Annotated in this window: 24 protein-coding genes; 16 read left to right on the forward strand and 8 right to left on the reverse strand. The window is 65.6% G+C overall.

Annotated features, from left to right (window positions below; all coding sequences use genetic code 11):
* Positions 1–32 precede the first annotated feature (32 nt).
* On the forward strand, positions 33–1727 hold the full coding sequence (locus tag AC3A5K_RS11145) for a proline--tRNA ligase (protein ID WP_487617588.1): 1695 nt from the start codon (positions 33–35) through the stop codon (positions 1725–1727).
* Between the two features lie 177 nt (positions 1728–1904).
* The gene (locus AC3A5K_RS11150; RefSeq protein WP_487617589.1) at positions 1905–2282 is read left to right on the forward strand and encodes an H-NS histone family protein; all 378 of its coding nucleotides are present in this window, start codon (positions 1905–1907) and stop codon (positions 2280–2282) included.
* Positions 2283–2366: 84 nt separating this feature from the next.
* Here AC3A5K_RS11150 and AC3A5K_RS11155 read toward each other — a convergent pair whose 3' ends face one another.
* The gene (locus tag AC3A5K_RS11155) at positions 2367–3620 is read right to left on the reverse strand and encodes a threonine/serine exporter family protein (RefSeq protein WP_487617590.1); all 1254 of its coding nucleotides are present in this window, start codon (positions 3618–3620) and stop codon (positions 2367–2369) included.
* A 121-nt stretch (positions 3621–3741) separates the two neighbouring features.
* Between AC3A5K_RS11155 and AC3A5K_RS11160 the strand changes: the two genes are divergently transcribed.
* The 4 genes from AC3A5K_RS11160 to AC3A5K_RS11175 all read left to right on the forward strand — a co-directional run bounded on the left by AC3A5K_RS11160 (position 3742) and on the right by AC3A5K_RS11175 (position 7435).
* Positions 3742–4857, forward strand: coding sequence for an MlaE family ABC transporter permease (locus tag AC3A5K_RS11160; RefSeq protein ID WP_487617591.1), 1116 nt, complete (start codon positions 3742–3744; stop codon positions 4855–4857).
* 131 nt (positions 4858–4988) lie between these two features.
* A complete protein-coding gene (locus AC3A5K_RS11165; RefSeq protein WP_487617739.1) occupies positions 4989–5819 on the forward strand; it encodes an ABC transporter ATP-binding protein in 831 nt (276 codons plus the stop codon).
* A gap of 3 nt (positions 5820–5822) precedes the next feature.
* Positions 5823–6749 carry an MlaD family protein gene (locus AC3A5K_RS11170; RefSeq protein ID WP_487617592.1) on the forward strand — a complete coding sequence of 309 codons (927 nt, stop codon included), beginning with the start codon at positions 5823–5825 and terminating at the stop codon, positions 6747–6749.
* A gap of 20 nt (positions 6750–6769) precedes the next feature.
* Positions 6770–7435, forward strand: coding sequence for an ABC-type transport auxiliary lipoprotein family protein (locus tag AC3A5K_RS11175; protein ID WP_487617740.1), 666 nt, complete (start codon positions 6770–6772; stop codon positions 7433–7435).
* A 103-nt stretch (positions 7436–7538) separates the two neighbouring features.
* Here AC3A5K_RS11175 and AC3A5K_RS11180 read toward each other — a convergent pair whose 3' ends face one another.
* The 3 genes from AC3A5K_RS11180 to AC3A5K_RS11190 form a co-directional block, all read right to left on the reverse strand.
* On the reverse strand, positions 7539–8129 hold the full coding sequence (locus AC3A5K_RS11180) for an alpha-ketoglutarate-dependent dioxygenase AlkB family protein (RefSeq protein WP_487617593.1): 591 nt from the start codon (positions 8127–8129) through the stop codon (positions 7539–7541).
* Positions 8130–8432: 303 nt separating this feature from the next.
* Positions 8433–9068: a CoA transferase subunit B gene (locus AC3A5K_RS11185; RefSeq protein WP_487617594.1), complete on the reverse strand. Its 636-nt coding sequence runs from the start codon at positions 9066–9068 to the stop codon at positions 8433–8435.
* Positions 9068–9796 carry a CoA transferase subunit A gene (locus tag AC3A5K_RS11190; RefSeq protein ID WP_487617595.1) on the reverse strand — a complete coding sequence of 243 codons (729 nt, stop codon included), beginning with the start codon at positions 9794–9796 and terminating at the stop codon, positions 9068–9070. The genes AC3A5K_RS11185 and AC3A5K_RS11190 overlap by 1 nt, the downstream gene beginning before the upstream one ends.
* 136 nt (positions 9797–9932) lie before the next feature.
* On the opposite strand from AC3A5K_RS11190, the gene AC3A5K_RS11195 reads away from it, so the two are divergent.
* Both AC3A5K_RS11195 and AC3A5K_RS11200 read left to right on the forward strand, forming a co-directional pair.
* On the forward strand, positions 9933–11282 hold the full coding sequence (locus AC3A5K_RS11195) for a phosphohexomutase domain-containing protein (protein WP_487617596.1): 1350 nt from the start codon (positions 9933–9935) through the stop codon (positions 11280–11282).
* Between the two features lie 8 nt (positions 11283–11290).
* Positions 11291–12703 (forward strand): mannose-1-phosphate guanylyltransferase/mannose-6-phosphate isomerase, encoded by a 1413-nt coding sequence (locus AC3A5K_RS11200; protein ID WP_487617597.1) that lies wholly within the window; start codon positions 11291–11293, stop codon positions 12701–12703.
* Between the two features lie 71 nt (positions 12704–12774).
* Here the strand turns inward: AC3A5K_RS11200 and rfbD are convergent, their stop codons facing one another.
* From rfbD to rfbB, 4 genes are read right to left on the reverse strand one after another with little or no spacing between them, the layout of a single operon-like run.
* On the reverse strand, positions 12775–13680 hold the full coding sequence (rfbD, locus tag AC3A5K_RS11205; protein WP_487617598.1) for a dTDP-4-dehydrorhamnose reductase: 906 nt from the start codon (positions 13678–13680) through the stop codon (positions 12775–12777).
* Positions 13677–14234: a dTDP-4-dehydrorhamnose 3,5-epimerase gene (gene rfbC / locus AC3A5K_RS11210; RefSeq protein ID WP_487617599.1), complete on the reverse strand. Its 558-nt coding sequence runs from the start codon at positions 14232–14234 to the stop codon at positions 13677–13679. The genes rfbD and rfbC overlap by 4 nt, the downstream gene beginning before the upstream one ends.
* Positions 14231–15118, reverse strand: a complete 888-nt coding sequence (gene rfbA, locus AC3A5K_RS11215; protein WP_487617600.1) for a glucose-1-phosphate thymidylyltransferase RfbA — start codon at positions 15116–15118, stop codon at positions 14231–14233. Before rfbA ends, rfbC begins: the two co-directional genes overlap by 4 nt.
* Positions 15119–15171: 53 nt before the next feature.
* Positions 15172–16227: a dTDP-glucose 4,6-dehydratase gene (gene rfbB / locus AC3A5K_RS11220; protein ID WP_487617601.1), complete on the reverse strand. Its 1056-nt coding sequence runs from the start codon at positions 16225–16227 to the stop codon at positions 15172–15174.
* 215 nt (positions 16228–16442) lie between these two features.
* On the opposite strand from rfbB, the gene AC3A5K_RS11225 reads away from it, so the two are divergent.
* The 8 genes from AC3A5K_RS11225 to AC3A5K_RS11260 all read left to right on the forward strand — a co-directional run bounded on the left by AC3A5K_RS11225 (position 16443) and on the right by AC3A5K_RS11260 (position 23899).
* A complete protein-coding gene (locus tag AC3A5K_RS11225) occupies positions 16443–17189 on the forward strand; it encodes an electron transfer flavoprotein subunit beta/FixA family protein (RefSeq protein WP_487617602.1) in 747 nt (248 codons plus the stop codon).
* A 69-nt stretch (positions 17190–17258) separates the two neighbouring features.
* Positions 17259–18200: an electron transfer flavoprotein subunit alpha/FixB family protein gene (locus AC3A5K_RS11230; RefSeq protein WP_487617603.1), complete on the forward strand. Its 942-nt coding sequence runs from the start codon at positions 17259–17261 to the stop codon at positions 18198–18200.
* Positions 18201–18271: 71 nt separating this feature from the next.
* A complete protein-coding gene (gene wecB / locus AC3A5K_RS11235; protein ID WP_487617604.1) occupies positions 18272–19423 on the forward strand; it encodes a non-hydrolyzing UDP-N-acetylglucosamine 2-epimerase in 1152 nt (383 codons plus the stop codon).
* Positions 19424–19445: 22 nt separating this feature from the next.
* On the forward strand, positions 19446–20546 hold the full coding sequence (locus AC3A5K_RS11240) for a DegT/DnrJ/EryC1/StrS family aminotransferase (RefSeq protein WP_487617605.1): 1101 nt from the start codon (positions 19446–19448) through the stop codon (positions 20544–20546).
* Complete coding sequence (locus AC3A5K_RS11245; protein ID WP_487617606.1) at positions 20531–21511, forward strand: glycosyltransferase family 2 protein; 981 nt, start codon at positions 20531–20533, stop codon at positions 21509–21511. The genes AC3A5K_RS11240 and AC3A5K_RS11245 overlap by 16 nt, the downstream gene beginning before the upstream one ends.
* Positions 21508–22314 (forward strand): WxcM-like domain-containing protein, encoded by an 807-nt coding sequence (locus tag AC3A5K_RS11250; RefSeq protein ID WP_487617607.1) that lies wholly within the window; start codon positions 21508–21510, stop codon positions 22312–22314. Before AC3A5K_RS11245 ends, AC3A5K_RS11250 begins: the two co-directional genes overlap by 4 nt.
* Positions 22311–23288, forward strand: coding sequence for a hypothetical protein (locus AC3A5K_RS11255; protein WP_487617608.1), 978 nt, complete (start codon positions 22311–22313; stop codon positions 23286–23288). Before AC3A5K_RS11250 ends, AC3A5K_RS11255 begins: the two co-directional genes overlap by 4 nt.
* The gene (locus AC3A5K_RS11260; RefSeq protein ID WP_487617609.1) at positions 23285–23899 is read left to right on the forward strand and encodes a MaoC/PaaZ C-terminal domain-containing protein; all 615 of its coding nucleotides are present in this window, start codon (positions 23285–23287) and stop codon (positions 23897–23899) included. The genes AC3A5K_RS11255 and AC3A5K_RS11260 overlap by 4 nt, the downstream gene beginning before the upstream one ends.
* Position 23900 lies beyond the last annotated feature (1 nt).

Raw genomic sequence — 23900 nt, forward strand, 5'->3', positions numbered from 1 at the left:
ATACCGGGTCCAATCCGACCCAGAAGCCGCCGATGCGCCTGTCGCAGTTCCATCTCCGCACCGAGAAAGAAACCCCCGCCGATGCCGAGGTCGTCAGCCACAAGCTGATGCTCAAGGCCGGCATGCTGCGCAAGCTCGCTGCGGGTATCTACACCTGGTCGCCGCTGGGCCTGCGCGTGCTGCGCAAGGTCGAAGGCATCGTGCGCGAGGAAATGGACGCCGCCGGTGCGATCGAACTGCTGATGCCGTCGGTGCAGCCGCGCGAGCTGTGGGAAGAAACCGGCCGCTGGGAAAAGTTCGGCGGCCAGCTGCTCAAGCTGCAGGACCGCAAGGACGCCTGGTACTGCTACGGCCCGACGCACGAGGAGGTGATCACCGACTTCGCCCGCGCCGAACTGGCCAGCTACAAGCAGCTGCCGGTGAATTTCTACCAGATCCAGACCAAGTTCCGCGACGAGATCCGCCCGCGCTTCGGCGTCATGCGCTCGCGCGAGTTCCTGATGAAGGACGCGTACTCGTTCGACATCGACGAGGCCGCGATGGCCACCTCGTACCAGACCATGCACGCCGCCTACACCCGGATCTTCAGCCGCCTGGGTCTGGATTTCCGCGCAGTGCAGGCCGATTCCGGTGCGATCGGCGGCGACGCCTCGCAGGAATTCCATGTCCTGGCCGATTCGGGCGAGGACGCGATCGCGTTCTCCACTGCCAGCGACTACGCGGCGAATGTCGAGACCGCGCGCGCCGCCGAGCCTGCGCCGCGTCCCGCGCCGGCCGAGACGATGCGCCGCGTCGAAACGCCCACGCAGAAGACCTGCGAGGACGTCGCCGCCCTGCTCGACATTCCGCTGGCGCGGACCGCCAAATCAGTCGCACTGATGGCTGGCGACACCTTCGTGCTGGCGCTGGTGCGCGGCGACCATTCGGTCAATCCGATCAAGCTCGCGAAGGTCGCGGGCCTGGCCGACACCCGCTCGGCGAATGAAACCGAGATCCGCGACCACCTCGGCAGCGAACCCGGGTTTCTCGGCCCGGTCGGGCCGCAGCGCGACATCCGCGTCGTCGCCGACCGCGAAGTCGCGGCGATGGCCGACATCGTGTTCGGCGCGAATGCAGCCGGTTATCACCTCGCCGGCGTGAACTGGGGCCGCGACCTGCCGGAGCCGGCGGTCGTCGCCGATATCCGCGACGTGGTGGCTGGCGACCGCGCCGAAGACGGCGGCGAACTGAAACTGGTGCGCGGCATCGAGGTCGGTCACGTCTTCCAGCTCGGCCAGAAATACGCCGACGCGATGGGATTCAAGGTGCTGGATGCCAACGGCAAGGCGGTCGTGCCGTATATGGGCTGCTACGGCATCGGCGTGTCGCGCATCGTCGCCGCGGCGATCGAGCAGAACCACGACGCGAACGGCATCCTCTGGCCGGCGGCGATGGCGCCCTGGCAGGTGGCGGTGTGCGTGATCAACCCGAAGCACGAAACCCATGTCGTCGAAGCAGCCGAGGCGCTGTACGACGCGCTGCGTGCGGCCGGCATCGAAACGGTGCTCGACGATCGCGGCCTGCGCCCGGGCTCGATGTTCGCCGACATCGAACTGGTCGGCATTCCGCATCGCGTGGTGGTCTCGGCGCGCGGCCTGGCGTCGGGCACCTACGAATACCGCGCGCGGACGGCGGCGGATTCGGAGAATCTCGATCGCGAATCGCTGTTTTCCCGTTTGAATGCCTGAAACCCCATGCCGCGCGACCGCGCCCGGCACCGCTGGATTTTCCGGACGATTCACCCGCCCTGCATTTCGGCGGACGGCGACGCCTGCCCGGCATTTGTGGATCGGGATTTTCCCGATTATGATGCGCGCGATGCCACGGACCGGTATTCCCCTCATTAACCAGCCGGAGCGACCAGAATGGCGTTTGATCTCAATGCATTTTCCCCGCAGCAGCTCGATGCGCTGATCACGCAGGCCAAGCAGCGCAAGACCACGCTGAAGAAGCGCAAGCCGATCACCGCGGTGCGCAAGAAGCTCACCGAGCTGGCCGCCGCCGAGGGATACAGCGTCGCCGAACTGTTCGGCGCTGGTGGCACCGCCGCCGCGCGTGCGCCGGCCGCCGGCAGCACCGGCCGCACCAGCCCGGCCAAGGGCCGCAAGCTGGGCAAGGTGGCGCCGAAGTACCGCAACCCGGCCAACAAGGCGGAAACCTGGACGGGCCGTGGCAAGCAGCCGCTGTGGCTGGCCGCGCAGATCAAGAAGGGCAAGAAGATCGAGGAATTCCTGATCAAGTAATCGATCGGATTCCAGTGGAATGAAAAAGGCGCCCTCGGGCGCCTTTTTCGTGTCCGCCCGAGGAGATTCCCCGACGACCGCGACTCAGAGATTCTTGCGCGCCGGCAACAGCACGTTGCCGAACAGCAGACCGGCCACCAGCGCCAGCACGATGTTCATCACCAGCAACGCGGCCTGCTGCCCCGCGGCGACATCCTGCTGCTGCACCAGGGTCATCAGCCCGCGCAGGCTGTTGCTGCCGGGCACCAGCATGATGATGCCCGGCACCCGGATCAGCGCACCGGGACGATCCGCCCAGCGCGCGTAGCCATTACCCGCCGCGGTAATGACGAGCGCCGCCACGAACAGGCCGATGTTGGCGCCCAGCGCCGCACCCACCCAGCGCGAAATCAGATAACCGGACGCTGCGGCCGCCATCACCAGCAGGACGTCGCGGCGCGCGGCGCGGAACAGGATCGCGAAGGCGGTCGAGGCCGTCAGCAGCGCGGCCCACTCCACCCAGTCCGGCTGCGGCCGCAGCGCGCGCACGTTCGGCGACACCCCGAACAGCTGCGCCAGGCCCAGCGCGATGATCGTGCCGATGGTGAGTTTCAGCACCGTCGTCACCGCGCCCGCCACCCGCGCGGTGCCGGAGACGAGATGCTGGCTGGTCAGCTCGTTCATCGCATTGGTCAGCGCCATACCGGGCAGCATGACAATCAGCGACGCGATGATCACGGTATTGAGATTGAGCGGCACCACGAAGGCCGACACCAGGATCGCGACCGTGCCGGCAACCATGCCCGCCAGCGCCTCGCCGGCTTCCTTCAGACGTGTGCCGGTGCGCGTGACCAGATCGAGCAGGCCGATCAGCAGACCGATGGTGCCGGCGGTGGCGATGTCCGGCCACGGCAGCCGCCACAGGCCGGCCACGCCGGTCGCGACCAGGGCGAAGCCCAGCACCATCAGCGCCTTGCCCAGCGCCCGCGGCTCCCGGGCATCCAGCGCACGCAATGCGGCGTGGCCCTCGGCGATGTCCATTTCGCCGGCCATGACCAGGCTGGTGATGCGATCGGTCTCGCAGAGCGAGTAGAGATCGACGTCGCCGGGCGGCATCCGGATCACGCGGGTGGTGTCGCTGTCACCGGGCGGCCGCAGCGGATCACTGAAGGACAGGATCATGCCGGTCGGGTTGACCCAGGGCTCGCAGTCCAGCCCCAGACGCTGGGTGACGGCGATCACCGCGCCTTCCAGACGCTGCGCGGTGGTGCCATAGGCGTGCAGGTGCTCAGCCAGCTCCACCACGAAGGCGATGCGTGCAGCGTAGTTCGCGGAGGTGAAGGACACGGGCTGGGACATCGCGACAGGATCGCACGGCGCCCCTGACCGCCGGTAGCGCGGCGCGCGTGATGCACGGACTCACACCGGTTTTCGGTATCCTCGCGGCACTTCGTCCCCATCCCGGCCCCGCGTCCACCGCATGACCGTACCGTCCCATGCCATGCCCAGCGCCGAGGCCGACGCCGATCACGGCACGCTGCGGCTGCACGGCCATTGGACGCTCGAGCATGCGGGCGACATCGACACGGTGCTGCGCGGCACCGACACCTCGGTGCAAAGCATCGATGCGACCGGGATCGACCGGCTCGATTCGCTCGGCGTACTGCAGCTGGTGCGCTTCGCCGAGAAACGCGGGCTCGACTTCACCACTTTCACATTCCGCGACGACCACCACGCGCTGGTCGAAGTGATCGAGGACGTTTCCGACGACCGTCCGAAGAAGAAACGCGAGTACGGCTTCGCCGCGGCGCTGGGCCGGCTCGGCTACACGATGCACGACAACGGCCGCGAGATCGTCGCGCTGGTCAGCTTCATGGGCGAGACCTTGGTCAAGCTCGCACGCCTGGTGACCTCGCCGCGCCGGCTGCGGGTGACGTCCACCGTGCACCACATGGAACAGGTCGGCCTGGACGCGGTGCCGCTCGTCGCGCTGCTGTCCTTCATGGTCGGCGCGGTGATCGCGTTTCTAGGCTCGACGGTCCTCGCCGATTTCGGCGCGACGATCTTCGTCGTGGAACTGGTGTCGATCGCCTTCCTGCGCGAATTCGGTGTGCTGCTGACCGCGATCCTGCTTGCCGGTCGCACTGCCAGCGCGTTCACCGCGCAGATCGGCGCGATGGTCGGCCGCGAGGAAGTGGACGCGATCCGCACGCTGGGCCTCGATCCGATCGATCTGCTGGTGATCCCGCGCGTGCTGGCGCTGCTGGTGATGCTGCCGCTGCTGACCTTCATCGCGATGGTCGCCGGCCTCGTCGGCGGCCTCACGGTCGGCGCCTTCAGCCTCGACATTCCGCCGCAGGCCTACATGGCGCGCATGCACGAGCAGATGGAACTGCGGCACTTCCTGGTCGGCATGTCGAAGGCACCGGTGTTCGCGATGATCATCGCGCTGATCGGCTGCCTCGAAGGCCTGCAGGTCCAGGGCACGGCGCAGTCGCTGGGCGAGCGCACCACTTCCAGCGTGGTGCAGACGATCTCGCTGGTCATCGTGGTCGACGCCTTCGCGGCGATCTGGTTCATGAACGTGGGTTGGTGATGGTGCCGGGACCGGGGCTTCAGGATTCGGGATTTTGGACGTCGCAACCGCAGGGTTACGGGTGATTCGTGATCGGTGATTCGAAAGAGCAGAAGCGTCATGACTTGCCCGGTGTGCGGGAAGGCGATGCTTTGCCCGATGCCGAATCTCCGGCCACCAATGCCGAGGTCACAGACGGCGACTTCGCCATCCGCGTACGTGGCCTGACCAACCGCTTCGGCGAACAGACCGTGCACGACAACCTGGACCTCGACGTGCGCCGCGGCGAGATCCTCGGCGTGGTCGGCGGTTCGGGCACCGGCAAGTCGGTCCTGATGCGCGCCATCCTCGGCCTGCGCACGCCGCAGGCGGGCAGCATCGAAGTGCTCGGCGCCGACGCGCTGTCGCGCGATCCCGCCGATCGGCGGCACATCGAACGCAACACCGGCGTGCTGTTCCAGGACGGCGCACTGTTCTCGTCGCTGACGGTCGGCGAGAACGTGCAGGTGCCGCTGAAGGAACACCATCCCGACCTGCGCGATTCGCTGCGCTATGAGCTGGCGCTGCTGAAGATCAAGCTCGCCGGCCTGCCCGCCGATGCGCTGGACAAGGTGCCGTCGCAGCTGTCGGGCGGCATGCGCAAGCGCGCCGGCCTGTCACGCGCCCTCGCGCTCGACCCGCCGCTGCTGTTCCTCGACGAGCCCACGGCCGGGCTGGATCCGATCGGCGCCGCGGCCTTCGACCGCCTGATCCGCACGCTGCAAGAGGCGCTCGGCCTGACCGTGTTCCTCATTACCCATGATCTCGACACTCTGTACGCTATCTGCGACCGCATCGCGGTACTGGCCGACAAGCAGGTCATCGCGGTCGCGCCGGTGGACGAGATCGAACGGATCGACCATCCGTGGATCCAGGATTATTTCCACGGCCCGCGTGGCCGTGCCGCACGCGATGCCAGGGCCCAGGGCCCGGGAGCCGACTGAGTCATGGAAACCAGAGCCAATTACGTCCTCATCGGCGCATTCACGCTGGTCGCGTCGATCGCCCTGCTCGGCTTCGCGCTGTGGGCGGCGAAGTATTCGTCCGACCGCAGCTGGAACGAGTTCGATGTGATTTTCCGCGAGCCGGTGACCGGCCTGAGCGAAGGCAGCAGCGTGCAGTACAACGGCATCGCGGTCGGCACGGTCGACAACCTGCAGCTGGCGCCGGAGGATCCGCGCCAGGTGATCGCGCGCCTGCGCCTGCAGGCCAATGCGCCGGTGAAGACCGACACGCGCGCGCGCATGTCGATGACCAGCCTGACCGGTTCGCCGATCATCCAGCTGACCGGCGGCTCGCCCGAGGCGCCGCTGCTGGTGTCCGAAGACCGTGACCAGGTGGCGGTGATCCAGACCGAGGCCTCGGCGCTGCAGAACATCTCCGACACCGCGAACCGTCTAGTCGAGCGGCTGGACCGGGTGCTCAGCGAAGAGAATGTCGCGCGCATCGCCAACACGCTGGAGAACATCGAGGGCATGACCGGCTCGGTCGCCGGGCAGCGCGAGGATCTGGCCGCGATCATCGTCAATGCGCGCACCGCCAGCGAACAGCTGGAGCAGACGCTGACGACGACCAACCGCGCGATGACCAACTTCGACCGCGAACTGGTGCAGAAGCTGCCGACCCTCGTGGCCAGCCTGGAAAGCACGCTCGCGCGCATGGATTCGGCCGCCGGCGGCGCCGACACCATCCTCAACGAGAACCGCGCGGCGATCAGCAGTTTCGCCAACGACGGCCTGTCGCAGCTCGGCCCCACCCTCGGCGAGCTGCGTTCGCTGGTCCGCGACCTGCGCCGCATCAGCGACCGCCTCGACGCCAATCCTGCCCGCTACCTGCTCGGTCGCGACGCGCCCAAGGAGTTCGAACCCGAATGAGCACGCCGAACCCGAACCCGATGTCCGTATCGCGTCGCCTGCTGGCCGCGTGCCTGCTGCTGCCGATCCTCGCCGGCTGCTCGTCGCTGCTCGGCGGCGGCGGCGGTGACCGCGACCGCGCCACGATCTACGCGCCCGATCCGCGCGTCCAGGCCGATCCGGCATGGCCGCGCGCCGACTGGCAGCTGACGCTGAGTCCGCCGACCGCCGCGCGCATGATCGACAGCTTCCGCATCGCGGTGCGCCCGACCCCGAGCGAACTGCAGGTCTATCGCGGCGCCAGCTGGGCGAAGACGCCGACGGACATGCTCCAGGACGCCGTCCTGCGCACGCTGGAAGATTCGGACCGCATTCCGGCCGTTGCCCGCCAGGGCGCCGGCATCACCGCCGACTACAAGCTGGTCATCGACCTGCGCCGCTTCGAAGCGGATTACGCGGGCAACGTGCTGCCGGCGGCGACGATCGAGGTCAACGCCAAGCTGATCCACAACATCGACCAGACCGTCGTCGGCTCACGCACCTTCCTGGCCGCCGCACCCGCCAACAGCACCGAGGTGGCCCAGGTCGTCGACGCGTTCAATGCGTCGCTGCAGACCATCAGCGGCGAGATGGTCGGCTGGATCCTCGAAGTGGGCAACGCGCACGAGGCCACGCATACGCGGCCCGCGGTGCCGGTCCGCCGCTGACGCTCATCAATGGCGCAGCGGGGCGTCTGGTCAGGCTGGCGAGGTAACGCCTCCCGCCTGCCGCTGACGCCCGCGCCGCAAAGCCCTCCATCACGATCCCAGCTCAGCGCAGGATCTTCCGGAACGTGAGATTGATCCGCGGCCCCACGGGGCGCGCGGTTCGCGGCAGCGCGTGCCGGTACCGGGACTGGGTCTCGCCGCGCATCAGCAGCAGGCTGCCATGCCCCAGCTCGAGCGCCACCCGTTCACTCCCGCCCTCGCCCACCGGCTGCCGTGCCTTGAGCAGGAAACGCCGCGTTGCCCCCAGGCTCAGCGAGGCGATGACCGGCCGCGGACCGAGCTCGCGCTCGTCATCGCTGTGCCAGCCCATCGCATCGCGGCCGTCGCGATAGAGGTTGGCGAGCACGCTGTTGAACCCGACGTCGGCCGCCTGCGACACCGATGCCAGAACCGGACGCAGAACATCCGGCCAGGGATGCGGCGAGAACGTCGTGCCCGAATAGCGGTACGTCGCCTCCGGATCGCCGATCCAGCAGCTCAGCCGCGGCGCGTCGATGTCACGTCCGAACATGCGCAGGCGGTGGTGGGACCAGGGCAGGCCGTTGAGCAGGGCGCTGAACAGCGCCGTCGCCGCATCTTCGGAAAGCCAGGCCGGGTGCAGGATCCAGTCGGCGGTGTCGGCGACGTCAGGCATCGCAGCACCGTAGCAGTTCGGCACACCGAGCCGCGTCGTCCGGCCCAGGAGATGCCATGCCGCCGGGACGACTGATTGCTCGTCCCCTGCGCCTGTGCATCGACACCCCGGAGCGACACGCCGGGCGTCCCGGACGGCGCGTGCTCGCACGTGTGTCGACGCTCACCAAGTAACAAGTTGCGCGCGACGAACGACCGGCCGCTTCCGTGCAATCGCCCGTCCTGACGCACCGATCCGCGAAGAAGTCCGGTGCGTCCGACATCCGTGCCCGCAGGCGCTGGGGCCTGCAGGCGCAACGCCGATTCAGCTGACGCTGCGGAACTCCACACCGGTCTGCGATTGCAGCGCCGCGGGATCCACGCCCTCCGCGGTCTCCACCAGCACCAGGCCATCCGGCGTGACGTCGAATACGGCCAGATCCGTGATGATCCGGTCGACCACGCCGACGCCGGTCAGCGGCAGCGTGCACTCGGGCAGGATCTTGTGGCTGCCGTCCTTCGCGACGTGCTCCATCAGCACGACCACGCGCTTGACGCCGGCGACGAGATCCATCGCGCCGCCCATGCCCTTGACCATCTTGCCGGGCACCATCCAGTTCGCGAGATCGCCGCTACCGGTGACCTGCATCGCGCCCAGGATCGCCAGATCGATATGGCCGCCGCGGATCATCGCGAACGAGTCGTGGCTGCCGAAGTAGCTCGCGCCCTTGCGTGCGGTCACGGTCTGCTTGCCAGCGTTGATGAGGTCGGCATCGACCTCGTCCTTGGACGGAAACGGGCCGATGCCGAGCAGGCCGTTCTCGCTCTGCAGCCACACGTCGACGCCATCGGGGATGTGGTTCGCCACCAGCGTGGGCAGGCCGATACCCAGGTTCACGTAGGCGCCGTCGGTCAGCTCGCGCGCAGCACGCGCGGCCATTTCGTCACGGGTCCAAGCCATTACTTCGCTCCTCGCACGGTGCGCTGTTCGATGCGCTTTTCAGGCGCCGTGTTGACGACGATGCGGTCCACGTAGATGCCCGGCAGATGCACTTGGTCGGGATCGATCGCACCGATCTCCACCAGCTCCTCGACCTCGGCCACGCAGACCTTGCCGGCCATCGCGCAGGCCGGGTTGAAGTTGCGCGCGGTCTTGCGGAACACGAGGTTGCCAGCCGTGTCGGCCTTCCACGCCTTGACCAGCGCGACGTCGGCGACCAGCGCGGTTTCCAGCACGTAGTGCTTGCCGTCGAACTCGCGCGTCTCCTTGCCCTCGGCGACGATCGTGCCGTAGCCGGTCGCGGTGAAGAACGCCGGGATGCCCGCACCGCCGGCGCGCAGGCGCTCGGCCAGCGTGCCCTGCGGGTTGAATTCCAGCTCGAGTTCGCCGCCGAGGTACTGGCGCTCGAACTCCTTATTCTCGCCCACATACGACGAAATCATCTTGCGGATCTGCCGGGTCTCCAGCAGCTGGCCGAGGCCGAAGCCGTCGACGCCCGCGTTGTTGGAGATCGCGGTGATGTCCTTGACGCCCGAATCGCGCAGTGCGGCGATCAAGGCCTCGGGAATGCCGCACAGGCCGAAGCCGCCGACCGCGAAGGTCTGGCCATCGACCACGATGTCGGCCAATGCCGTCGCGGCGTCGGGATACTGCTTGCCGCGTCGGGCGGCGGAACTCTGCTCGCTCATCTCGAATCTCGGGGGCGCGTTGGCCGTCCATTCTAGCGAGTGCACTCCAAGGCCGCGTCGACGACAAATGCGGCTGCACGGGTTGCGCCCGGGTCGCGGGCTAGAATCACGGCAGTCCCCCTCGAACGGAACGTCCATGCCCCTGCCCGCCTTCAAGGCCTACGACCTCCGCGGCCGCGTGCCCGACGAACTCAATCCCGGCCTGGCCCGCGACATCGGCATTGCGCTGGCCGCGCAGCTGCCGCCCGGCGCGATCGTGCTGGGCCGCGATGTGCGCCTGAGCAGCCCGGATCTGCAGGCTGCACTGTCGGAAGGGTTACGCAGCCAGGGGCGCACGATCATCGACATCGGTGTCGGCGGCACGGAAGAGGTCTACTTCCAGGTCGATCACCTCGGCGCAGCCGGCGGGGTGATGGTGACCGCCAGCCACAATCCGATGGACTACAACGGCATGAAGCTGGTGCGCGAGCATGCCCGTCCGATCAGTTCGGACACGGGCCTGTTCGCGATTTCCGATGCGGTCGAGGCCGGCGATCTGCCTGCGCCCGTCGCCACGCCGGGTACCGAAACCGCAGCGCCCGACAAGTCGGCCTATATCGACCATCTGCTGGGCTATGTGGACGCCGCGGCGTTGCGTCCGCTCAAGCTCGTGGTCAATGCCGGCAACGGCGGCGCCGGCTCGATCGTCGACCTGCTCGCGCCCCACCTGCCGTTCGAGTTCGTGCGCGTGTTCCACGAGGCCGACGGCAGCTTCCCCAACGGCATTCCGAACCCCCTGCTGCCGGAGAACCGTCAGGCGACGGCTGACGCGGTGCGCGAACACGGCGCGGACTTCGGCATCGCCTGGGACGGCGATTTCGACCGCTGCTTCTTCTTCGACGAAACCGGCGCCTTCATCGAAGGCTATTACCTCGTCGGCCTGCTGGCCGAGGCGATCCTCGCCAAACAGCCGGGCGGCAAGGTCGTGCACGACCCGCGCCTGGTCTGGAACACCGTCGAGCAGGTCGAAGCCGCCGGCGGCGTGCCGGTGCTGTGCAAGAGTGGCCACGCCTTCATCAAGGAGAAGATGCGTGCCGAGGACGCCGTCTACGGCGGCGAGATGAGCGCGCATCATTACTTCCGCGAGTTTGCGTACGCCGACTCCGGCATGATTCCGTGGCTGCTGATCGCGGAACTCGTGTCCACGAGTGGCCGATCGCTAGGCGATCTGGTGGCCGAGCGGGTCGCGAAGTTCCCGTGCAGCGGCGAAATCAACTTCCGCGTCGCGGATGCGAAGGTCGCGGTCGACCGCGTGATGGCGCACTACGCCGCGCAGTCGCCGACGATCGATCGCACCGACGGCATCAGCGCCGACTTCGGCGACTGGCGCTTCAACCTGCGCAGCTCCAACACCGAACCGCTGTTGCGGCTCAACATCGAGACGCGCGCCGACCGTGCGCTGCTCGATGCGCGCACCCGCGAACTGTCCGACCTGTTGTCCGCCTGAGGCCTGCCATGTCCACGATCGTCCCGGTTCTGCTCTCCGGTGGCTCAGGCACACGCCTGTGGCCGCTGTCGCGCGAGATGTACCCGAAGCAGTTCCTGCCCCTGGTCGGCACGGACACGATGCTGCAGGCGACCTGGTTGCGCGCCGCGCCGCTGGCTGGCAAGGCCGGACCGATCGTCGTCGCCAATGAAGCGCATCGCTTCGTCGTCGCCGAGCAGCTGCAACAGGCCGGTGCGACGCCGGCAGCGATCGTGCTCGAACCGGTCGGCCGCAACACGGCGCCTGCAATCGCCGCCGCCGCGCTCGAAGCGCTCCGTGCGACGCCGGATGCGGTCCTGCTGGTGCTGCCGTCAGATCATGTCGTACAGACGCCCGAGGCCTTCCATGCCGCAGTGCGCGCCGCGCTGCCTGCGGCCGAGGCCGGCAAACTGGTGACGTTCGGCGTGGTGCCGCGCGGACCGGAGACCGGCTACGGCTACATCAAGGCGGCGCCCGGCAACGCGGAAGGCCCGGCGCCAGTCGAAGCCTTCGTCGAGAAGCCGGATCTGGCGCGCGCCCAGGCCTACGTCGCGTCCGGCGATCATTTCTGGAACAGCGGCATGTTCCTGTTCCGCGCCGACGCGTACCTCGCTGCGCTCGAACGCCATGCGCCGGCGATGCTGACCGCGGTGCGCGCCTCGTGGGCGGGCGCGCGCAAGGACGTGGACTTCACCCGGCTCGACGCCGATGCGTTCGCTGCGAGCCCGTCGGATTCGATCGATTACGCGGTGATGGAAAAGACAGATGCGGCCGTGGTGATGCCCTTGGACGCCGGCTGGAGTGACGTCGGCTCATGGGCGAGCCTGCGTGAGGTCTCTCCGCAGGACGCCGACGGCAATGCCCATCACGGTGAAGTCGTGTCGATCGACTGCCGCAACACCTACGCCTATGGCGAGCGCCTGATCGCGATGATCGGACTCGAAGACACGATCGTCGTGGAAACAGCGGACGCGATCCTCGTCGGACGCAGCGACCGCATCCAGCAGGTCAAGGACGTCGTGGCCGAACTCAAGTCACGCGAGTTGCCGCAGGCGGCGTGGCATCGCAAGGTCTACCGCCCGTGGGGCGCCTACGATTCGATCGACAACGGTCCGCGTCATCAGGTCAAGCGCATCACGGTCAAACCGGGTGGCGTGCTGAGCCTGCAGATGCACCACCACCGCGCCGAACACTGGATCGTCGTCAGTGGCACGGCCGAAGTCACGCGGGGCGATGACGTGCTGCTGTTGAGCGAGAACCAGAGCACTTACATTCCGCTCGGCGTGACGCATCGGCTGCGCAACCCCGGCAAAGTGCCGCTGGAACTGATCGAAGTGCAGTCGGGCAGCTATCTGGGCGAGGACGACATCGTGCGTTTCGAGGACACCTACGGGCGCGCCTGATTCCGGTCGCCCCCCCTCCAATGCAAAACGGCGCCAGAGGGCGCCGTTTTCGTGTGTTCGCCGGCAGCGCCTCAGCGCTGCGTGGCAGCCAGGGTATCGAGCACATCGCCCAGCGCAGCCTGCCAGTCAGGCAACGCGATCCCGAAGTCGCGTTCGAGCGTCGTCGTGTCCAGGCGGGAATACGCGGGACGCTTCGCCGGCGTCGGATAGTCGGCTGTGGTGATCGGCTCCACCGTCGGCGCACGTGCGATCAGGTCGCGCTCGACCGCGCCGTCGAAGATCGCCTCGGCGAATCCGTGCCAACTGGTTTCGCCTGTCGCCGTCAGATGCCAGGTCCCTGAAGCCTCAGCGTCGGAAAGCAGAATCTGCGCGGTGACATCCGCAATCAGCGCCGCCGGTGTCGGTGTCCCGATCTGGTCGGCGACCACGCGCAGCACGTCGCGCTCGGCACCGACCCGCAGCATCGTGCGCAGGAAGTTCTGGCCGTGTGCGGCATACACCCAGGCGGTGCGGAAGATCAGATGTCGGCCACCCGCCGCGCGGATCGCCTCTTCGCCCGCGAGCTTGCTCGCGCCATAAACGCCGAGCGGCGCCGTGGCGTCATCCGGGCGATACGGATGCGTACCGCTGCCGTCGAACACGTAGTCGGTGGAGTAATGCACTAGCGGCACATCATGCGCGGCGCACCAGCGTGCGATCGCGCCCGGGGTCTCCGCATTCGCGGCCTGCGCCGCCGCGGGCTCGCTTTCGGCCTTGTCGACTGCGGTGTAGGCGGCTGCGTTGATCACGCGTGCCGGCTGCGTTGCGTCCAGCAATGCAAGTACCGAATCGGGGTCTCCGAAGTCCGCGGTCAGGCACGCACTGCCGTCAGGCAGCGTGCCGGCACGGGTCGTACCGACCACATCACCCAGCGGTATAAGTGCGCGCAGCAGTTCCTGGCCGACTTGCCCGTTCGCTCCGAAGAGCAGCACGCTCACGGCACGAACACCGGATGCCGCTCTTCCGGCACATCCGCTAGCAACGGGGCCATCGCATCCTTGTCCGACAGCAGAGGTGCTTGGACCGGCCATTCGATCCCGATCGCCGGATCATCCCAGCGTACCCCGGCATCGGCGTCCTTCACGTACACATCCGTGCACAGATAGCTGAACACCGCGCGCTCGGAGAGCACGGCAAAGCCGTGTGCGAACCCTTCGGGGATCCAGAGCTGCCGCTTCGACCTGCTGTCGAGAATCGTCGACGTCCACTTTCCGAAATACGGAGAGCCGCGCCGGAGGTCCACGGCGACGTCGTATACCTCGCCCTCGATCACGCTGATGAGCTTCCCTTGCGGCCGGGGCCACTGGTAATGCAGGCCACGCAGCACCCCTCTCGACGAGGAAGACACATTGCTCTGCACGAACTTTCCGGGAAGACCATGCGTCCCGAACCGTTCCGAATTCCACGCTTCGAAGAAGAATCCACGCGCGTCTTCGAACACCGGCTGCTCGATGATTACGCAGCCGGGCAACGATGTCTCCAGCACCTTCATCCCATCGTTCCACGCTTCACAAGTGCGGACAGATATTGCCCGTAGCCATTCTTGATCAGGGGCGCGGCCAACGCCTCGAGCTGGGCCGCATCGATCCAGCCCCGTCCGAACGCGATTTCTTCAGGGCAACACACCTGCAGGCCCTGACGCTTCTGGATGGTTTCGATGAAATTGGCCGCCTCGTGAAGCGACTGGTGCGTTCCGGTATCGAGCCACGCATAGCCGCGACCAAGGGCTTCGAGATGCAAGGCGCCTGCATCCAGATAAACCCGGTTGAGGTCGGTGATTTCCAGCTCGCCCCGTGGTGACGGCCTGAGCTCCGCAGCGTAGTCGCTGGCGCGGCCGTCGTAGAAGTAAAGCCCGGTGACCGCATAGTTCGAAAGCGGTTTTTCCGGCTTCTCGGCAATATCCACCACCTTGCCCGACGCGTCGAACTGCGCGACACCGTATCGTTCCGGATCGTTGACCCAGTAACCGAACACGGTTGCACCATCGGTGCGCGCATCTGCCCGCCTCAGCATGTCGGTCAGTCCATGCCCGTGGAAGATGTTGTCACCCAGCACCAGACAGCTCGGCTTGCCACCGACGAAATCCCGGCCGATCAGGTAGGCCTGCGCCAGGCCGTCAGGACTCGGCTGCACTGCGTATTGGATGTCCATGCCCCACTGCGAACCGTCGCCCAGCAGGGTCTGGAAGAGCACCTGCTCGTGTGGCGTGTTGATGATCAGCACTTCGCGAATACCGGCCAGCATCAGTACGCTGAGCGGGTAATAGATCATCGGCTTGTCGTACACCGGCAGCAGCTGCTTGCTGACGCCCTTGGTAATGGGATACAGCCGGGTGCCGGAGCCGCCGGCGAGGATGATGCCCTTGCGTTGGGTCATGGGTCTCGTTCCTTGGCAGCCCGCGCGCAGCGCGGACCTGGATGGAGGATGGATCAGGCGGCGGTGCCGATACGCTCGAGGCGGTAGCTGCCGTCGAGAATGCGCTGGACCCATTCCTGGTGGTCGAGGTACCAGTCGACGGTGGTCTCGATGCCGCTTTCGAAGGTGTGCTCGGGCTTCCACCCCAGCTCGCCCTGCAGCTTGGACGCATCGATTGCGTAACGACGGTCGTGACCGGGTCGGTCCGTCACGTAGGTGATCTGGCTACTGCGCGGCTGACCATCCTCGCGCGGACGACGCGCATCGAGCAGGCGGCAGATCGCTTCCACCACTTCGATGTTCTGGCGTTCGGAGTCGCCGCCGACGTTGTAGGTTTCGCCCACGCGGCCCTTCTCCAGCACGGTGCGGATCGCGGCACAGTGATCCGTGACGAACAGCCAGTCGCGGACCTGCTTGCCGTCGCCGTAGACCGGCAGCGGCTCGCCAGCCAGCGCCTTGGCGATCACCAGCGGAATGAGCTTCTCGGGGAAGTGATACGGCCCGTAGTTGTTCGAGCAGTTGGTGGTGATCACCGGCAGCCGGTAGGTGTGGTGAAACGCACGCACCAGGTGGTCGGATGCCGCCTTGGACGCCGAGTACGGCGAATTCGGCGCGTAAGGCGTGGTCTCGGTGAACTTGCCTGTCTCACCGAGCGTGCCGTAGACCTCATCGGTCGAGACATGCAGGAAGCGGAATGCATCGCGCCTGCCGTCCGGCAGCGCCTTCCAGTAGTCGCGCACAGATTCGAGCAGTCCCAGGGTACCGACGACATTGGTCTCGATGAACGCGGCAGGGCCGTCGATCGAACGGTCGACGTGACTTTCGGCTGCGAAGTTCAGCACCGCGTCCGGCTGATGCTCGGCCAACAGCCCGGCCACCAGCGCCCGGTCGCCGATATCCCCATGCACGAACACATGATCGGGATTGCCATCGATCGACGCCAGCGTGTGCAGGTTGCCTGCATACGTCAGGGCATCGAGATTGATCACGCGAACGCCAAGGCGCACGGCCTCGAGCACGAAATTGCCGCCGATGAAACCGGCGCCGCCGGTAACGAGCCAGGTTGGCACGGGCACACGCTCCTGTGGTGACTGTAAGCCCGCCGTTAGGCGGGGCGACAGGATACCGGGTCGCACCCATCGGCATGGAGGCCCAGCTGAACACGCCGTCTTTTGACCACAGGCATCATCGTTCGCAGTCCAGGCTGCCCACCGCTAGAATCACGTGTTGCCCCAGCCAGCCACAGCGGCCGGGTGTTCCACTGTCATGAAGGAAGCTCCGCACGATGAAGATCCTCGTCGCCTACAAGCGTGTGGTGGACTACAACGTCCGCATCCAGGTCAAGCCGGACGGGTCCGGCGTGGTCACCGACGGCGTCAAGCTGTCGGCCAATCCGTTCGACGAGATCGCGCTGGAAGAAGCCCTGCGCCTGCGCGACAAGGGCGTGGTGACCGAGGTCGTGGTGGCGACGATCGCCCCCGCGGATGCCCAGGCCCACCTGCGCAATGGTTTGGCGATGGGCGCCAACCGCGCCATCCACGTGGTCTGCGACCAGCCAATCCAGCCGCTGACGGCCGCGCGCACCCTGCTCAAGCTGATCGAGAAGGAGCAGCCGGACCTGGTGATCCTCGGCAAGCAGGCGATCGACGACGACGCCAACCAGACCGGCCAGATGCTGGCCACGCTGTGGGGCCGGCCGCAGGCAACCTTTGCTTCGAAGGTCGAGATCGCCGACGGCAAGGCCACGGTGACGCGCGAGGTCGACGCGGGGCTGGAGACGCTCGAAGTCGACCTGCCGGCTGTCATCACGACCGATCTGCGCCTCAACGAGCCGCGCTTCATCAAGCTGCCCGACATCATGAAAGCGAAGGCGAAGCCGATGGAGTCGATTCCGTTCGCCGATCTCGGCGTCGAATCGGCCGACACGCTCAAGACCACGCATTACGAGGCGCCGACCAAGCGCGGCAAGGGCGTCATGGTCAAGGACGCCGCCGAACTGGTCGCAACGCTGAAGGCCAAGGGCCTGCTCTGATTTCCGCCGCTCCCGCACAGGCGGGAGCCCAGTGACGTCCGGCTTGGTGCCGGATCGCAGGAGAACTTCATGTCCAACGTCCTCGTCATCGCCGAGCACCTCGACGGCACCCTGAATGCCAGCGCGACTGCCAAGACCGTCGCCGCGGCGCAGGCGCTTTCGCCCGAGTCCATCGATGTCGCGGTGTTCGCCGCGGATCCGGCCGGCGCCGCGGCCGAGGCTGCAACGATCGCCGGCGTCTCGAAAGTCCTCGCTGTGGCCAATCCGGCCAATGCGCAGGCGCTGGCGCAGGTGCTCGGCCCGCAGATCGCCAAGCTCGCCGCCGGCTACAGCCACGTCTTCGCGCCGTCGACCACTTTCGGCAAGGATCTGCTGCCGGTTGTCGCCGCGCTGCTGGGCGTGAACCAGATCTCCGACCTGATGACAGTCGAGAGCAGCCACGTCTTCAAGCGCCCCATCTATGCGGGCAATGCGATCATCACCGTCGAGGCGCCGTCCGACCAGACCGTGGTCGCAACCGTGCGCACGGCGTCTTGGCAGGAAGCGGCACGCGGTGGCAGCGCCGCGGTCGAAGCGACCAGCGTCGAGGCCGAATTGCCGACGCATACGCGCTTCATCGGCCTGGCTGCCGGCAGCACCGACCGTCCCGACCTGCAGAGCGCCAAGCGCGTGGTGTCGGGCGGCCGCGGCGTGGGTTCCGAAGAGAACTTCAAGATCATCTTCGACTTCGCCGACAAGCTCGGCGCCGCTGTCGGCGCGTCGCGCGCCGCGGTCGATGCCGGCTACGTGCCGAACGAGATGCAGGTCGGCCAGACCGGCAAGATCATTGCCCCCGAGCTCTACATCGCGATCGGCATCTCCGGCGCCATCCAGCACCTGACCGGTATCAAGGACGCCGGCACCATCGTCGCGATCAACAAGGACGCCGACTCGGCGATCTTCGAGATCGCAGATATCGGACTCGTGGGCGATCTGTTCAAGGTGCTGCCGGAGCTGGAAGCGGCGCTCTAACGGCATCTCCCGTCGCGCGGCGGCGACGCGACCCGCCATCGCTTGGCCTCCTCATATTTGTAGGGTTCTGGATGAAAAAAGTAATGGTGGTTTTCGGTACACGTCCCGAAGCGATCAAGATGGCGCCGGTAATTGAAGCGTTACGCGCCACTGAGGACATCCAGACGCTGGTGGCCGTCACAGCCCAGCATCGCCAGATGCTTGACCAGGTTCTAGGCCTTTTCGACATCAGGCCGGATGATGACCTGGATGTCATGGAGCCCGGCCAGACCTTGCCGGGCTTGTTTGCCAAGATCCTCACAGGCATGACCACGGTGATCGAGCAGCGGAAGCCCGACCTCATTCTGGTTCACGGCGATACCAGCACCACACTCGCCACTTCGCTGGCCGCCTTCTACGCCAAGGTGGCGGTGGGACACGTGGAAGCAGGGCTGAGGACCGGAGACATGAGCGCACCGTGGCCCGAGGAAGCGAATCGCCGCCTTACGGCGCCGATCTCCGCACTTCATTTCTCGCCGACCGAGCGCAGTCGGCAAAACCTGCTGCAGGAGAACATTCCGGAAGACTCGATTCACGTCACCGGAAATACCGTGATCGACGCCCTGCTTGCGGTGGTGAAGAAGATCGAGCTTGACGACGGCCTCTCCGCCGAAATGGAAGCTCTGTTTCCGTTCCTAGATCCGGCCAAGCGTCTGATTCTGGTCACGGGACACCGGCGGGAGAACTTCGGCACGGGATTCGAGCAGATGTGCCGGGCACTCGCAGAACTCGCGGCCAGGGGCGACACGCAGATCGTCTATCCCGTCCACCTCAACCCGAACGTCCAGGAACCGGTCAACCGGATCCTCGGTGAGGCGCCGAATGTCACCCTGATCGATCCGCTCGATTACCTGCCCTTCGTCTATCTTATGTCGAGGTCGTACCTCATCATCACCGATTCCGGCGGAGTGCAGGAGGAGGCACCCTCGCTCGGCAAGCCGGTCCTGGTCATGCGTGACACCACTGAGAGGCCCGAAGCGGTGGATGCTGGCACCGTTCTCCTGGTTGGCACATCCCAAGCCAGAATCGTCGAAGCGGCAACAAAGCTTCTCGACGACCCGGCCGCCTATGAGCAAATGTCCCGAGCTCATAATCCTTACGGCGACGGGCAGGCTTCGCGACGCATCGTCGATGCCATCTTGGCGCAGGCAGGTGCGGCCGCCGGCAAGCCAATGAAACCCTGAAGCTTTCGAAAGGCCTGACGCCATGTCCATCACGATTCCGCTCAATTCTCTCCTACGCCACACCCAGCCACTCCACGATGAGCTTGCGCGCGTTGCCGACGAGGTGATTCGCAGTGGTTATTACGTACTGGGTCCGCACGTCAAAGCATTTGAGCAGGCGTTCGCTCGCTACTGCGGAGTATCCGACTGCGTGGGCGTCGCCAACGGCACGGATGCACTTGAGCTCGCATTGCGGGCGGTGGGTGTGGCCGCTGGCGATCCAGTCGCCGTCGTCGCCAACGCAGCCATGTACAGCACGTCTGCGGTGTTGGCCATTGGCGCGACGCCGGTGTTCGTCGACGTCACGGATGAAGCCAACATGGACCCCGTCGCCCTGTTGGCCGCAGTCGAGGCCGGCGGCGTTCGGGCGGTCGTCGTCACGCACCTCTATGGAAGGTTGGCAAAGATCGAGGAAATCATCGCGATTACGGCCCCCCACGGCATTCCGGTTGTCGAGGATTGCGCGCAGGCGCACGGCGCGAGGGGCGCCACAGGTCGGGTCGCCGGCGGCTACGGCACCATCGCGAGTTTCAGCTTCTATCCGACAAAGAATCTGGGTGCCCTGGGCGATGGCGGTGCCGTGGTGACCAATGACGCGACACTGGCCGGACGCGTCAGGCAATTGCGTCAGTACGGCTGGGGCCGCAAGTACAGCAACGAAGTTCCGGGCGGACGCAACAGTCGCCTCGACGAATTGCAAGCGGCGATGCTGGGCATAATGCTGCCCCACCTTGATGCCTGGAATGAGCGCCGACAGCAGATCGCCAACCACTACAGCGCCACCATCCGCAATCCCGCAATTACCGTTCCCGTCGAAGCCGGACGCGAATATGTCGGCCACCTGTATGTTGTTCGCTCGGAACAGCGGGACGCGTTTCGGGAACACCTTGGGTCCCATGGCGTCGAAACAGATGTGCATTATCCGATTCCTGACCATCGTCAGCCGTGTTTCGCAGGCCGGCTCGAACAGGTTCATCTTCCGCGCACTGAATCGTTCGCCGCCACTGTCCTTTCACTGCCATGCTTCCCCGAATTGACCGATTCTGAAGTAGAACGGGTGGTGGAAGCATGCAACCGGTTCTGACCCCGCGTTATTCGCTCGTCATACCTGTCTATCGCAACTCCGGGTCCATAGACGACCTCCTGGAGGCCTGCATCGGGCTCGATGAAGCGCTGCAGAAGCGCCTGGAAGTCGTCTTCGTGGTCGATGGCAGCCCCGACGATTGCTACGCGCAACTGCATGCGAAACTTCCGCAAAGCGGCATTCGAGCACAGCTGATTCTGCTCACCCGGAATTTCGGTTCGTTTGCGGCGATCCGTGAGGGCATGCAGCACACGCGAGGTGAATACATCGCGGTTATGGCTGCCGATCTGCAGGAGCCGCCGGAATTGGTGATCAATTTCTTCGAGAGGCTCGAACAAGGGGGGTGCGACGTGGTCTTCGGCGTACGCGAAGCCCGGGAAGATCCCCTGGGTTCGCGGGTCTTCGCCTCGATTTTCTGGTGGATCTATCGGCGCTTCGTACAGCGTGACGTTCCAGTCGGAGGTGTCGATGTATTCGGCATCAGCCGCGCATTGCAATCCAGGGTCATCGGCTTCTCCGAAGCCAACAGCAGTCTGCTAGGTCTGCTGTTCTGGATCGGCGGGCGCAGAGAGTTCGTCAGCTACCGGCGGCGCGAGCGCACACACGGCAAGAGCGCCTGGACCTTCCAGAAGAAGTTCACTTACCTGCTAGACAGCGTCTTCGCTTTCACCGACGCGCCAATACGCCTGCTGCTCGCGAGTGGCCTCGTTGGCATGGCACTCACAGCAGTATTCAGCGTTGCCGTGCTTGCAGCTAAGGTATCGGGCCAGGTGGCGGTGCCAGGCTACGCCGGCACAATGCTGGCGGTGCTGTTCTTCGGAGGACTGAACGCGCTGGGCCTGGGACTGGTCGGAAACTATGCGTGGCGCGCCTACGACAATACGAAGCAGCGTCCGCTGAGTATCCCCATGCTGACCGAACGCTTTGGCGAACCCGCGGAAATAAACGGACAAGAAATCCCATGACACGCCACGTTGCGACCGAAGCAAACCCGAGCACCGTCGAGATCAGCGCAACTGCACAGGTAGGCCCGGGCGGCGTTATCCTCCATCATTGCCGGATCGGCGAGAACTGCCAGATCGGTGCGGGTGTGATTCTCGACTCGGGCAACGAAGGCCGAATCGTCTTGGACGCGGATGTCTGCATCCAGGCGGGGGCGATCGTTTACGGTTCGGTGACCATCGGTCACGGAGCGCTAGTCAGGGCTGGCGCGGTGGTCAACCGGGACGTGCCTCCGCACGCCGTGGTCGCGGGCAGTCCCGCACAGATTGTCGGTTACACAACGAGCTTTCCCAACGGGAGCGGCTTGGCGAGCACCGCCCAGAGGTCAGCAACGCCGGATCGTATTGCCAGCGGCGTGCGCGGCGTGACGGTGCACCGTTTGCCCAAGGTTCTCGACCTCCGCGGCAACCTCACTGTAGGCGAGTTCGGACAGTCGGTGCCATTCGAGGCAAAGCGCTATTTCATGGTGTTTGGTGTACCCAATGCCGAAGTGCGTGGCGAACATGCTCATCGCACCTGTCATCAATTCCTGATCTGTGCGCATGGCCGACTATCTGTCGTGGCCGACGATGGCACGAACCGGGAGGAATTCGAACTCGACGAGCCGTCGATCGGCCTCCACCTGCCTCCTCTGACATGGGGTGTCCAATACAAGTACTCCAGTGATGCGGTGCTTGTTGTGTTCGCGTCCGAGCATTACGACGCGAGTGAATACATCCGCGATTACGCGGAGTTCATGGAACTCACCTCCCGGAAGAGCCAATGAGCATCGGCGATCTTCAACCGCTGTCTGACCTCCATACGCGGGAAGTCATCCACAAGGGACTGCGCGGAGCCGGCATTGAGGGTCCGCACGCGTTTATCCGGGGAATCGATGTCGACTACGACCGGGACGTTGTGATCGGCGGCTGGCTCGACACACTTTCGAGCAAGAACGATCTCAGTTTCAGCGTGGTTTCCGGAGGTCAGGAGTTCTGGGTATTACTCGAGATCCTACCCTGGGACTCGGAGTTCTTCGGCCGCGGTATGGCGCGGCTCAACGCGGTGGTTCGCCCCGGCATCGTGGCTGACCTCCGTGAGGACAGCCGGCCGGCGACGGAGGCACTCAGTGCCGTTCTAGCCGAAGCAAAGCGCCGCGGCATCGACTACGTCCTGTCCCCGGCAGCACCGGGCGACCTGTACTTCCTGCGGGCGCTCGCCGGAAGCGGCTTCGAGCTCATCGAGACGCGCTGTCATTATCATCGCGCACTGATCGCACCTCCCCAGCAACGCTTCGCCACTCGTTTGGCGACGCCTGATGACGTCGCGGCGCTGGCGCAAGCCGCAAGAACAATGGTCAACCCATTCGACAGATTCCATGCCGACCCTGCGATCCCGCCTGCCGATGCAGACCGCATGATGGAACGCTGGGTAGAGGCGTCGATCCTGAACGATTTCGCGGATGCCACCATCGTTCCAGACGTGGATCAGCCCGAGGCCTTTTGTACCGCGAAATATCATCGCGAGCACTGGGCCGGCTGGAAGCTCAAGCTTGCGCAGCCGGTGCTCAGCGCTGTTGCCCCGCGGCATCGCGGCTGGTACGTACGCATCATCACCGAGCTGGACGAACACCTGCGCAGCAGCGGCGCCGAGCACTCCTTTCTGGTCACCCAGATCACGAACAATGCGGTGATCCGAAGCTGGGAGAAAATCGGTTACCACTTCGGTAAAGGGGAGCACATATTCAGGAGGCTTCTGTGACGTCGCATCCGCGCGCATTGACGTGGAATCTAGACGAGGCGCCACTTCGTGACCTGGCCGCACATATCGTCACGGAACGGGTCGACGAAGTGATCGTCCTGGCATCGGATCTCCTGACGGTTCAGACGGTGCAACGCCTCGGCTACCCTGTCGCCCCAGCGGCGGCAACCGCGGGCTCGACGACGCATGCCTGCCTTCTGTTGCCACAACTGAATCTCTCGCTACTCCCGCCCAAGGAGTACGGCTATGTTGTGACCCATGATCAAGTGAGGGCTTTCGGTGAGATCACCGGAGACATGAATCCGGTGCACTTCGATGATGAAGCCGCGCGCGCATCGGGGTTCGAGGGTCGCATCAGCCATGGCATGATTTTCAACGGCTGGCTGACCCGGCTCTTGGGTACGGAATTTCCTGGCGCAGGCACGATCTACCTGTGGAGCAGCTGCGTCTACTTGGCGCCGGTTTATCCCGGAAGGAAGTACGTCGTCCGGGTTTCGGTTCCAAGATACGACGAGCAGCGGGGCACTTACCGAATTGTCGCTCAGCTGAACCAGGCGGGGAACGGCCTGGCCGCAGTCGCCTATGCCGACGTCATGAAGCGGCCGAGCTGAC

It is taken from the genome of Luteimonas sp. Soil_C_5 (assembly GCF_057656615.1).